Raw genomic sequence first — 10,885 nt, 5'->3', positions numbered from 1 at the left:
CCACGTTCACCGCTCAGGCCGTCGTGGCCCCTGATTCGGACATGACGCCGCCGTTCTCTGGTGCTTCTGAGCGTGTGCTCACGGCGCGTCTCACTGGTCCAGCTCCGCGAACGTCTCCACGGCCCCGGTCCTGCCGGTGACGATGATGACGTCGCCCGGGTGGACCACCGTCTCGGCGGTGGCGTGTGTGAAGTCGGCGCCGGGGCGTTTGATGCCGACGACGGTCACGCCGTACGTGCTGCGCACCCGGCTCTCGCCGAGAGGCACTCCGCCGACGACCTTCGGGGCGAGGGTCTTGATGAGGGCGTAGTCGCTGTCGAAGGCGATGAAGTCCAGCATCCGGCCCGTGACCAGATGGGCCACGCGCTCGCCCATGTCGTGCTCGGGCAGGACGACATGGTGGGCGCCGATACGTTCCAGGATCTGGCCGTGCTGGCGGGTGGTGGCTCGGGCCCAGATGTGGGGGACGGCCGCGTCGACGAGGTTGGAGGTGGTCAGGATGCTGGCTTCCAGGTCGGTGCCGATGCCGACCACCACGCGGGAGAACTCCCCGACGCCGAGCTGCGCCAGAGCGGCGGGGTCGGTGCAGTCCGCGGCGGCGGCGTGGGTCAGCTCGTCGCCGACCTTCTGGACGAGGCCGGGGTCGGCGTCGATGCCGAGCACGTCCCAGCCACGCCGGATCAGTTCTCCTGCCACGGACTGGCCGAAGCGCCCGAGTCCGATGACGGCGACCCGGGAGTCGCGGCGCGTGCGGCGGTCGGCGGCGGAGCGCCGGGGCCGGCGCGTACGCAGGAAGTTGAGACGGTCAGCCAATGACGGGTCGCTCCTCGGGCAGGGTGTAGCGGCGGTCGCGCTGCCGCAGAGCGAGCGCGCTGGCGAGTGTGATCGGGCCGACGCGTCCGATGAACATCAGGACGACGATGGTCAGTTGGCCCGCTGCGGGAAGGTCCGCGGTGATGCCGGTGCTCAGGCCGACCGTGCCGAAGGCGGAGACGGCCTCGAACAGGACCGCCTCGGTCGGCAACTCGGTGACGGCGAGCAGGACCAGCGTGCCGAGTATGACGAGGCCCACGCCCAGCAGTGCCACGGTGAGTGCCTGGCGCAGGGTGGCACCGGAGATCCGGCGGCTCATGATGTCCGCGTCGGTGTGCCCGCGGATCTCGGCCAGGATCGCGGCGGCCAGCACCGCGAACGTGGTGACCTTGATGCCGCCCGCGGTGCCCGCGCTGCCGCCGCCGATGAACATCAGCACGCAGATGCCCAGCAGGGTCGCCGGTTCCATGGCACCGGTGTCCACGGTGTTGAAACCCGCGGTACGGGCACTGGCGGCGGTGAAGAACCCGTTCAGCACCTTGTCGCCCCAGCTCATGGGACCGAGGGTCGCTGCGTTGCTCCACTCCAGGCAGCAGGCCGTTGCCGTGCCGGCGGCGAGCAGGAGGGCGGAGGTGACGAGCGTGAGCCGGGTGTGCAGGGACCAGTGGCGTCCGGTGCCGCCCCCCTGTGCCTTGCGGCTGCGCAGCAGTTCCAGCAGCACGGGGAAGCCGAGGGCGCCGAGCACGCAGGCGAGGGCGATCGGCAGCAGGATCCAGGGATCGTGCGCATAGCCGACGAGGTTGTCGTCGCGCAGGGCGAATCCGGCGTTGTTGAAGGCGGAGATCCCATAGAAGATCCCGTGGTGGACGGCGTCCGCGACCGTCAGGCCGTGGCCGAAGCGGAAACGGAGCGCGAGCACGGCGGCCGTGGCGAGCTCGACGGCCAGCGTGGTACCGGCGATTCCCAGCAGCACCCGGCGAATGCCACCGACACCCAGACCGCTGGTCTCCGTCTCCGCCTGTGTGGTGATCTGCGTCCGCAGCCGCAGCCGGCCGGAGACGAGCAGGGCCAGCAGCGACGCGAGCGTCATGATGCCGAATCCGCCGATCTGGATCAGCGCCAGGACCACGCCTTCGCCGAACGGGGACCAGTGGTTGCCGGTCCCCACGATGGACAGGCCGCCGCTGAGTGCACCCGCGGCGGTGAACAGAGCGGTCAGCGTGCTCGTGTCCCGGCCGGGAGCGGTGGCGGCAGGCAGTGTCAGCAGGGCTGTCCCCAGCACGATGGCGAGCGCGAAGCCCGACACGACGCCGCGGGTGGGGTGGACGGCCAGCCGTGACCACCGGGCCCGAGTCGCACCCACGGCCACCAGCCACCTCCGATGTCCCGACGCCACACTTCGGCAGTGGCCTGATCGCATTGCGCGGCCTGAAAGCGGCCGTCCTCGCCCAGCATCCCCGTCCGAACCGGCGTACGGAACGCGGCCCGGCGTTAAGAAGGCGTCGGAATCCACCGACGGGCAGGTCACAGCGTCGGATCACTGCGCTGCATCGTGCGTTCCGGCGGGGCGCGTACGGCGGTGCAGGAGCCGACCGTGCGCGGCTTCGGAATGGGTGACGACTAGGACGTCGATCTCATCACCGGAGCCCTCGATGATGGTCTCGCCCACGCCTCGGGAGAACAGCTCCTTCAGGCGGCTGCGCCGGGTGGCGCCGATGACGATCTGGGTGGCGTTGACCTCCCGGGCGAAGTCCAGAACGCCCTGAGCCGTGTCCTCCCCGGTCACGGTACGGAAGCTGCCACCAAGCTCTTCCACCAGCGCACGTTGGTGATCCAGGAGGCCGGGGGAGCCGGTGACGAGCCCGTCACCCCGTACCACGTGGACGGCGAGGAACTCCCCGCCCGCCCCGCGCGAGGCGATCCGTTTGCCACGCCGGATGAGAGTGTCGCCCTCGGGCCCGCCCGACAGCGCGACCAGCACACGTTCCCGGGTGCTCCACGGCTGCTGGATGCCGTGGCCCTCGCGGTAGCGCAGCAGGGCTTCCTCGACCCGGTCGGCGGCCCACAGCATGGCCAGCTCGCGCAGAGCGGTGAGATTCCCCAGGCGGAAGTAGTGCGACAGCGCCGCGTCGATCTTCTCCGGCGGGTAGATGTTGCCGTGCGCCATTCGACGGCGCAGCGCCTCGCCGGACATGTCCACCAGTTCGATCTGGTCGGCCTGCCGCACCACGTCGTCGGGAACAGTCTCCCGCTGCTTGACCCCGGTGATCTGCTCGACGACGTCGTTGAGTGATTCCAGGTGCTGGATGTTGACGGTGGAGATGACGTCGATGCCCCCTTCCAGCAGCTCCTCGATGTCCTGCCAGCGCTTCTCGTTGCGGCAGCCGGGGACGTTCGTATGGGCGAGCTCGTCGACCAGCGCGACCTGAGGCCGGCGGGCGAGGACGGCGTCGAGATCCATCTCGCTGAAGGAGGTGTCCCGGTAGGGCATGACCTTTCGGGGCACGGTCTCCAACCCCTCGGCCATCTGCCGGGTCAGCGGCCTGCCGTAGTCCTCCACGAACCCGATGACCACGTCCGTGCCCCGCTTCGCGCGGCGCTGCCCTTCGCCGAGCATGTCGTACGTCTTGCCCACCCCGGGAGCCGCCCCGAGATAGACCCGCAGCTTGCCCCGTGGCATGCGTCCCTCCTTCCGGACGACCCGCCCCCTGCGTGACGCGCAGCGCCTTGGACGTCGCTTCGACGGCGAGCGGAGCACCGGTCTCCACCATGCTCGCTCCTGCAGCCGGCCGATGCGATTGAACCCGCAATGCGTGAGGGTGCAGCGACGGCGAAGATGCCGATCACCATCCGGTACGCCTGATCAACTCCAGTACCCGCACCGCACCAGAGCCCTGCACGACCCGCTCTCGGCGACGGCGATGACTGCTCGGCAGCACGCAGGTCTGTCGGAACCACGGCGACCCGCATGACTCGTCAGACGGTCTGGGACAGGGCGGACTGGTGTCCGGACTTACCCACAGGTTGGCCTACTTCATGTGGCTGTCAAGCGTCGTGACGACCGTGTCCGGAGCACCGGGCCGCCGTTCCGGCGGTAGCGCCGCCCACCTGACCTCGGACCGCGGACGCACCGCGAGCCGCTCCTCGGCTGCCGGGAAGGCGTGCGTCACCTGCCGCTACAGGGCGGTGTGCGCCACGGTCAGGTGCGCGAAGGGCCAGTGGCCGGTCCGGGCCCGGCCGGAAGGATGCGAGGCCCCCGGTCGGAAGGCCCGTGCCCCGCGCAGCATCGACGAGGCCCTCCGCCGTGCCCGCGTCTTCAAGGGCGAATACACCGCCGCCGACCTGGAGGCCGCCCGGCACAACCTCGCCCGCCACCTGCACGAGCTGCGTTGGGTGCAGTTCTTCACCACCGCCGCATTCTCCGGCGCCGAAGTTCACCAACTCCCCGGCCAAGTCGGAGGTGTCGCGGCCCTCTGACAGGGCCAGGGCCTTCGGCCGGTGTGTGCTCGCCGTGAGCCCGTGAGCCCGTGAGCCCGTGAGCCCGTGAGCCCGTGAGCCCGTGAGCCCGTGCACGTCCGCTTACATGGCACCGGCATTCACGTGACGAGGTCTCAACGGAGCTGAACGTACAAGGCCCTTGTAACACGTAGCTACTGTAGATTTTCTGCCATGAAGCAGCGTAAGGATGTCGAGAACTCCGAGTCGCGTTTCTTCTCGGTGCTGTTGGCGGCGGCGAAGCTTCCGGGTGTGCGTATCGACAGGGGGGTGTACCTCCGAAGTGCGTTGGCGCGCCACTGTTCTGAGGAAGACATCCGGCGCGCGACAGAGGAGACCCCCGCGGCGGCGGGCATCACTGTCGAGGTCCTCGACAAGGTCGCCAACGACTCCATCCGCTACGAGACCGCCAAGGTCAGCGCTCTCTCGGCCGCCGCCGGGATCCCCGGCATCCTCGCCCTTCCCGCCACGGTGCCGGCCGACACGGCCCAGTACTTCGGCCACATGCTGCGTATCGCACAGAAGCTCGCCTATCTCTACAGCTGGCCCGATCTCTTCTCCGGCGACGGCGATGACGTCGATGATGCGACCAAGGCGGTGCTCACGCTGTTCTTCGGCGTGATGTTCGGCACCCAGTCGGCGAACGCCGCGGTTGGGAAAGTCGCGGGGATGATGGCGGAGCAGGTCGCCAAGCAGCTGCCCAGGAAGGCGCTCACCCATGGGGTCGTCTACCCCATGGTGAAGAGAGTCGCGGGCTACCTCGGTGTCAGGATGACGACGCAGTCCTTCGCGACGACCGTCTCGAAGGCCATCCCCCTCGTAGGGGCCGCTGTTTCAGGCACCCTCACTTTTGCGACCTACCTTCCGATGGCCAAGAGGCTCAAGAAGCACCTCGCCGGCCTGCCTCTCGCGGATCCGTCGCAGCGAGTGGCGGACGAGGAGGTCGTGGACGGTGAAGTCATCGAAGATCACGAGTCCTTCGATGCGGCACGCGCCGAACAGCTCGGTGCAGAGCATGTCGTCGTCAAGGTGGAGGGCCCTCAGTCCTGACGCCGCAAGAGCCCGCTGATAACCGGACCCGCGGCGGGGTCAGCGTGACGATCTCCCGGTCGGGCAAGGGATCGCGGCACCCTTACTCCCCGGCGTACTTCTGACGGCGCAGCGCGAGTTGGATGACCTGGCGGTACGGCGACGACTGTGCACGCCGTCCGGGCGAGTCGCCGCCCGCCCGCCTGGTCAGGGCAGCGGCCGCCGCAGTGAGCGCCGCGCCACCCGGGTCAGGTGGTGGGTGAACACGTCCTGGGCCTCCGGGGTCAGGGTTCGCAGGGCCACCAGGGCCGTGATCGCGACGTCGCACAGTTCCGCCTGGACGTGCTCCCAGGTGTGGGTGGTGCCCTTGCGCGGGTTCTGGCCCGTCGCGCCGATCACCGCCTGCGCCGTCTCGCCCACCTCCTCCGACAGCTTCAGGATGCGCAGCAGCAAGGTCTCGTGGCCCCGCCCGGCGGGCCGGCCCGAGTCCAGCCACGTGTGCAGGGCGTCCACGGTGGTCCAGAGGTCGTCGGCCTCGGTGGGGGTCTCGGCGGCGCTGTCGGTCATGGGGGCCAGCCTGCCCCACCGAGAGGCTCAATTGGGCCTCACTCCTCGAACAGCGGCTCCTGCTCGCCCTCCTTGCGCTGCCGCAGCCGCTTGTTGCGCAGGCCCACGATCACCGACGTGGCCGCCGCCGTCACGCCGAGCGCCACCGGCACCATCCAGTTCCGGTTGGCCGTGTGACCGAGGAGGTGGTCCAGGGAGAGGCGACCGGGGCCGGTGACCGCGAGGGACGTGCCGGTCAGGGCGAGGGTGGCGGCGTACTCGTAGCCGCCGCTCTGCGCGAAGAAGCCGTTGGGGACGTGCACCGCGGAGGCGCCCACCATCGCGCCGGCCGCCGCCGCGCCCGCCGCCGGGGTGGCCAGGCCCAGCGCCAGCAGCGCGCCGCCGCCCGCCTCCGCCAGGCCCGCCGCCGCCGCGCTCGCCTTGCCGGGCGCGTAGCCGACGGACTCCATGAACTGGCCCGTACCCTCCAGGCCGTGGCCGCCGAACCAGCCGAACAGCTTCTGCGTGCCGTGCGCGATCAGCACTCCGCCGGTGCCCAGCCGCAGCAGCAACAGGCCCAGATCACGTCGGTCGTATGCGGTCATGTTGACTCCCGGCTTCAGCCGCTTTCAGTGCGGACGGACATGGGTGGTCCCCCTCCGGTTGTCCACCGTCGCACCCCTCACACCCGTCCGGCCCGTCCTGGACGCCGTTCGGGTGGCGGGGTGCGGGGGGCGATGTGAGGGTGACCGGTATGACGATCCAGACCGCGAAACTCCGCGACCCCGCCGTACGGGCCTTCGTCAGCGCCGTCAACTCCCATGACCGGGAGGCCTTCCTGCGCCTCCTCACCCCGGACGCGACCATGGCCGACGACGGCTCCGACCGCGACCTCGCCGAGTGGGTCGACCGCGAGATCTTCTCCCCCCACGGCCACCTGCGGGTCGACAACGAGTCCAACGGCGGCCGGGCGATCCTCGCCCACTACAGCAACGACACCTGGGGCGAGATGCGCACCGAGTGGCGCTTCGTCGTCGAGGAGGACGGGCGGATCTCGCGCTTCGAGACCGGCCAGGCCTGAGGGGTCCTTGCACTATGAACGGCCCGGAAGGCACCGCGTCGTACGGCAGCCGTTCCACGGTGCGGTGTGTTCCTCGCAGCCCGCGCGAGACCCACCCCCAACCCGCGCCGTGGAACGGCTGCCGTCCTCCCCCTTCGGATGTGGTCGACGGGAGTCCGACACTCCGAGTGTGAAGTTTCTGTGGAGAGTGGGACGAGCATAAGCCCCCGACCGGTCACTATGGTACGGAAGTTGACATTCCGTTTGTGCAGATCGGTTCGGTCGTCAGCCGAGGGGCGGCCAGGGGTCGCCCCAGTCGGCGTCCCGGGCCGCCTTGTACAGGTCGCCGTGCCGCTTCGTCACCGTCGTGCGGTCCAGCCGCTCCCCGCTCTCGCACAGGTCCAGGAGCACCTGGCCCTTGCGGATCTGCGGCCGCCGGACCACCCGGGCGGGGGCCGGCGCCACGGGGAAGCGGGCGGCGGCGACGTAGCTGAACTTCTCGTCCTCGTACGGCAGTGAGCCGCCCTTGACCTGGCGGTGCAGCGAGGAGCGGCTGACCCGGGCCGAGAAGTGGCACCAGTCCGTGCCGGGGGCGATCGGGCAGGCGGCGCTGTGCGGGCAGGGCGCGGCGATCCGGAAACCGGCGGCGATCAGACGGTCGCGGGCCTCGATGACGCGGGCGTAGCCGTCCGGGGTGCCCGGCTCGACGATCACCACGGCCCGGGCGGCGGCCGCGGCGGCGTCGACGAGGGCGGCGCGGCCGGGGGCGGGCAGCTCGTTGAGCACGTAGGAGACGGTGACCAGGTCGACGGGGTCGAGGGTGAGTGACGCGTCGATGCGGGCGCGCTGCCAGCGGGTCTCGCGCAGGTCGGGATGGGCCGCGGCGATCTCCCGGCCGAGGGCAAGGGCGGGTTCGGCCCAGTCGAGGACGGTGACCGGGCGGGAGCCGGGCCAGGTGGCGGCCGCCGCCCAGGTCGCGGCCCCGGTGCCGCCACCGACGTCGGTGTGGTCGGCGGGGGCCCACTCGGGCACGGTGTCCGCGAACGCCTCCAGCGCGGAGCGGACCGCCTCGTACGTCGCGGGCATGCGGTACGCGGCGTAGGCGGCCACGTCGGCGCGGTCGCGCAGGATGGGGGCGTCGGTGGGGGTGGCGCCGCCGCGGTAGCTGGCGATGAGGCGGTCCACGGCCTGGGCGGCCTGCTTGGGCGGCAACCCGTCGAGCAGGGTGGCGAGACTGCCGCGCAGGGCTTCCGTGGGGGTAACGGGGGCGTTCACCCGGAGATTCTAAAGGGGCGCACACCTGCTGAGCCCGCTCAGCCGAAGGGCCTCCGCGCACACCTGCTGAGCCCGCCCAGCCGAAGGGCCTCCGCGCACACCTCCTGAGCCCGCCCAGCCGAACGCCCCCCCCCCGCGGCCCGCCGTCCCGGCACACTCCCCTCACCGCACCGCCCGCCGCAGCCGGGTCCCCGCCCTCGCCCGGGGCGCGCTGTCCGGCGGGCGGCGGCGCGGGTGCACCGTGTTCGCCAGGAGGATCAGGAAGGTGTCCGTCGCCCGGTCCAGGACCAGGGACGTGCCCGTGAAGCCGGTGTGGCCCGCTGCGCCGCGGCCCGCCAGCTCGCCCATGAACCAGGGCTGGTCCACCGCGAAGCCCAGCCCCGGCGGGGCCAGGAGCAGGTCGACGAAGTCGGGGCCGAGGATGCGCGCGGGCCCGTAGGAACCGCCCGACAGCAGGGTGCGGCAGAACACCGCCAGGTCGTCGGCGGTGGAGAAGAGGCCGGCGTGGCCGGCGACCCCGCCGAGGGCCCAGGCGTTCTCGTCGTGCACCTCGCCCCGCAGCATGCCCCGGTCCGCCTTGGCCCAGGGGCGGCGCTGGTCCTCGGTCGCCGCCGCGCCGGGACACGGGCCGAAGCGGGTGGACGTCATCCCCAGCGGGCGGGTGATCCCGTCGCGGACGAGGACGTCGAGGGAGCGGCCGGTGAGGCGCTCCAGGAGCTGCTGGAGGAGCAGCAGGTTCACATCGGAGTAGACATGGCGGCCGGGCTCGGTGGCCGGGGCCTCGGACCGCAGCCGCTCCAGGCGTTCGGCGTCGTCCGCGCAGTCGTACAGCGGCAGCTCGGGACGCAGCCCGGAGGTGTGAGTGAGGAGCTGGCGGACGGTGAGGCCGTGCGCGGCGGCCGCGTGGAAGTCGGGCAGGTAGGCGCCCACCCGGGCGTCGATGCCCAGCGTGCCGCGCTCGATCTGCTGCACCGCGGCGACCGACGTGAACAGCTTGGTGAGGGAGGCCAGGTCGAAGGGGGTGTCGATGCTCATGGGGGCGCGGGCCGCGGGCGGCGCTTCCACACCGGCGTCGGCCTCGGGGTCGTAGGCCGTGTACCGGACCGCCCAGCCGGCCGCCTCCCGGACGGCGATCACCGGACCGCGCCCGGCGACCACGACCGCGCCGGCCGCCCAGGGGCGGTCGCCGGCTGTGAGGGCCCGGACCTCGCGGGCGAGCCGGCGTGTCTCCTCGCGGTCGAGCCCGGCCCGTTCCGGGGTGTCGACCCGCAGTCTCGCTGTGCTCAGCTGTCCTCCCCGGGCCGTGAGGCCGCCCCCGCGGGGCCGCTGTCCTCGGCCGCCGGGTCCGCCCAAGGGCGGCACAGCCCGACGAAGCAGGCCGCCGCCGCCAGCGCGGCCGTCAGCTGGACGACGGCCATCGGGACGGCGGTGTCCTCGCCCGCGACGCCGACCAGCGGCGAGGCGATCGCGCCGATGAGGAACGACGACGTGCCGAGCAGCGCGGCGGCGGAGCCCGCGGAGTGCCGCACCCGCATCAGCGCCATCGTCTGGGCGTTGGGCAGTGTGACGCCCATCGCCGACATCAGCACGAACAGGGCCGCCGCCACCGGCGTCAGCCCCACCTCGCCGAACACGCCCGCCGACATCAGCAGCAGCGCCGTCGCCGCCAGCACGACGACCGTCAGGCCGACGGCCAGGACACGGTCCAGGCGGACCCGGCCCACCAGCACCTTGCCGTTGAGCTGCCCGACCGCCACCAGCCCGACCGAGTTCACGCCGAACAGCAGGCTGAACGTCTGCGGGGAGGCGCCGTGGATCTCCTGGATCACGAACGGCGACGCCGAGATGTACGCGAACAGCGCGGCGAACGCGAAGCCGCCGGTGAGGAGGTACCCCGCGAAGCGCCGGTCGGTGAGCAGGCCGCGCATCGCGCGCAGGGCCTCGCCGACGCCGCCCGAATGGCGCTCCGCCGGCGCCAGCGTCTCCGGGAGCCTCACCGCGACCAGCGCCGCCAGCCCGGCCCCGACGGCGGCCAGGACCACGAACACGCCCCGCCAGTCCGTCACCCGCAGGACCTGCCCGCCGATCAGCGGCGCCACCACGGGGGCGACGCCCGAGACCAGCATCAGGGTGGAGAAGAAGCGGGCCATCGCCACCCCGTCGTACAGGTCGCGCACCACCGCCCGCGCGATCACTATCCCGGCGGCCCCCGCCAGCCCCTGCACCAGCCGGAAGGCGACCAGCGCCTCGACGGTGGGCGCCAGCGCGCACAGGACCGTCGCCACGACGTACACGGCGAGGCCCGCGAGCAGTGGACGGCGGCGGCCCCAGCGGTCGCTCATCGGACCGACCACCAGCTGCCCGAACGCCATACCGGCCAGACAGGCGGTCAGGGTGAGCTGCACGGTCGCCGCCGGCGCGTGCAGGGAGCGGGTGACCTCCGGGAGCGAGGGGAGGTACATGTCCATCGCCAGCGGGGGAGTGGCGGTCAGCCCGCCGAGGACCAGCGTCACGAGCAGCCCGGTCCGGCGGCGCGCGCCCGACGCCCCTTCCGCGGCCCCCCGGCCCGCTTCGGCGAGCCCCGCCGCCGTGTCCCGTCCGCCGCCGTCCTTCGGCCCGCGCCGCGCCGCGTCCGGCGCCGGCGCCCCGCCCTCGGGCATGTGACCC

11 protein-coding genes are annotated in these 10,885 nt (G+C 72.0%); 3 read left to right on the top strand and 8 right to left on the bottom strand.

What is annotated here, in order from left to right:
• Positions 1-90: 90 nt before the first annotated feature.
• The 3 genes from ACIOC0_RS10905 to ACIOC0_RS10895 all read right to left on the bottom strand — a co-directional run bounded on the left by ACIOC0_RS10905 (position 91) and on the right by ACIOC0_RS10895 (position 3,493).
• A complete protein-coding gene (locus ACIOC0_RS10905) occupies positions 91-813 on the bottom strand; it encodes a potassium channel family protein (RefSeq protein ID WP_402154527.1) in 723 nt (240 codons plus the stop codon).
• Positions 806-2,176, bottom strand: a complete 1,371-nt coding sequence (locus tag ACIOC0_RS10900) for a TrkH family potassium uptake protein (protein ID WP_402154525.1) — start codon at positions 2,174-2,176, stop codon at positions 806-808. The genes ACIOC0_RS10905 and ACIOC0_RS10900 overlap by 8 nt, the downstream gene beginning before the upstream one ends.
• 174 nt (positions 2,177-2,350) lie before the next feature.
• Entirely contained in the window at positions 2,351-3,493 is a 1,143-nt protein-coding gene (locus ACIOC0_RS10895; RefSeq protein WP_402154523.1) for a universal stress protein, read from the bottom strand.
• A gap of 383 nt (positions 3,494-3,876) precedes the next feature.
• Between ACIOC0_RS10895 and ACIOC0_RS10890 the strand changes: the two genes are divergently transcribed.
• Both ACIOC0_RS10890 and ACIOC0_RS10885 read left to right on the top strand, forming a co-directional pair.
• Positions 3,877-4,290, top strand: coding sequence for a hypothetical protein (locus ACIOC0_RS10890; RefSeq protein WP_402154521.1), 414 nt, complete (start codon positions 3,877-3,879; stop codon positions 4,288-4,290).
• A gap of 192 nt (positions 4,291-4,482) precedes the next feature.
• Positions 4,483-5,358, top strand: a complete 876-nt coding sequence (locus ACIOC0_RS10885; RefSeq protein ID WP_402154520.1) for a hypothetical protein — start codon at positions 4,483-4,485, stop codon at positions 5,356-5,358.
• 186 nt (positions 5,359-5,544) lie between these two features.
• Here ACIOC0_RS10885 and ACIOC0_RS10880 read toward each other — a convergent pair whose 3' ends face one another.
• A complete protein-coding gene (locus ACIOC0_RS10880; RefSeq protein ID WP_402154518.1) occupies positions 5,545-5,904 on the bottom strand; it encodes a MazG-like family protein in 360 nt (119 codons plus the stop codon).
• 38 nt (positions 5,905-5,942) lie between these two features.
• Entirely contained in the window at positions 5,943-6,488 is a 546-nt protein-coding gene (locus tag ACIOC0_RS10875; RefSeq protein WP_402154516.1) for a DoxX family protein, read from the bottom strand.
• Between the two features lie 149 nt (positions 6,489-6,637).
• Here ACIOC0_RS10875 and ACIOC0_RS10870 point away from each other — a divergent pair, with 149 nt between their 5' ends.
• The gene (locus ACIOC0_RS10870; protein WP_402154514.1) at positions 6,638-6,964 is read left to right on the top strand and encodes a nuclear transport factor 2 family protein; all 327 of its coding nucleotides are present in this window, start codon (positions 6,638-6,640) and stop codon (positions 6,962-6,964) included.
• 264 nt (positions 6,965-7,228) lie between these two features.
• Here ACIOC0_RS10870 and ACIOC0_RS10865 read toward each other — a convergent pair whose 3' ends face one another.
• From ACIOC0_RS10865 to ACIOC0_RS10855, 3 genes are all read right to left on the bottom strand, one after another.
• Positions 7,229-8,218, bottom strand: coding sequence for a small ribosomal subunit Rsm22 family protein (locus tag ACIOC0_RS10865; protein WP_402154512.1), 990 nt, complete (start codon positions 8,216-8,218; stop codon positions 7,229-7,231).
• Between the two features lie 162 nt (positions 8,219-8,380).
• A complete protein-coding gene (locus ACIOC0_RS10860) occupies positions 8,381-9,571 on the bottom strand; it encodes a serine hydrolase domain-containing protein (protein WP_402154511.1) in 1,191 nt (396 codons plus the stop codon).
• Positions 9,502-10,878 carry a multidrug effflux MFS transporter gene (locus ACIOC0_RS10855; RefSeq protein ID WP_402154509.1) on the bottom strand — a complete coding sequence of 459 codons (1,377 nt, stop codon included), beginning with the start codon at positions 10,876-10,878 and terminating at the stop codon, positions 9,502-9,504. The genes ACIOC0_RS10860 and ACIOC0_RS10855 overlap by 70 nt, the downstream gene beginning before the upstream one ends.
• Positions 10,879-10,885: the final 7 nt, after the last annotated feature.

Origin of the sequence: Streptomyces sp. NPDC088254, from assembly GCF_044740925.1 — a bacterium.
Taxonomy (GTDB): Bacteria; Actinomycetota; Actinomycetes; order Streptomycetales; family Streptomycetaceae; genus Streptomyces.
Note: the sequence above shows the minus strand (reverse complement) of the source record. Positions and strands in the feature narration are given on the sequence as shown.

Coding starts and splice junctions, on each gene's coding strand:
- ACIOC0_RS10895 (WP_402154523.1), bottom strand. CDS start 3,493: ATGCCACGGGGCAAGCTGCGGGTCTATCTCGGGGCGGCTCCCGGGGTG.
- ACIOC0_RS10885 (WP_402154520.1), top strand. CDS start 4,483: ATGAAGCAGCGTAAGGATGTCGAGAACTCCGAGTCGCGTTTCTTCTCG.
- ACIOC0_RS10880 (WP_402154518.1), bottom strand. CDS start 5,904: ATGACCGACAGCGCCGCCGAGACCCCCACCGAGGCCGACGACCTCTGG.
- ACIOC0_RS10875 (WP_402154516.1), bottom strand. CDS start 6,488: ATGACCGCATACGACCGACGTGATCTGGGCCTGTTGCTGCTGCGGCTG.
- ACIOC0_RS10870 (WP_402154514.1), top strand. CDS start 6,638: ATGACGATCCAGACCGCGAAACTCCGCGACCCCGCCGTACGGGCCTTC.
- ACIOC0_RS10855 (WP_402154509.1), bottom strand. CDS start 10,878: ATGCCCGAGGGCGGGGCGCCGGCGCCGGACGCGGCGCGGCGCGGGCCG.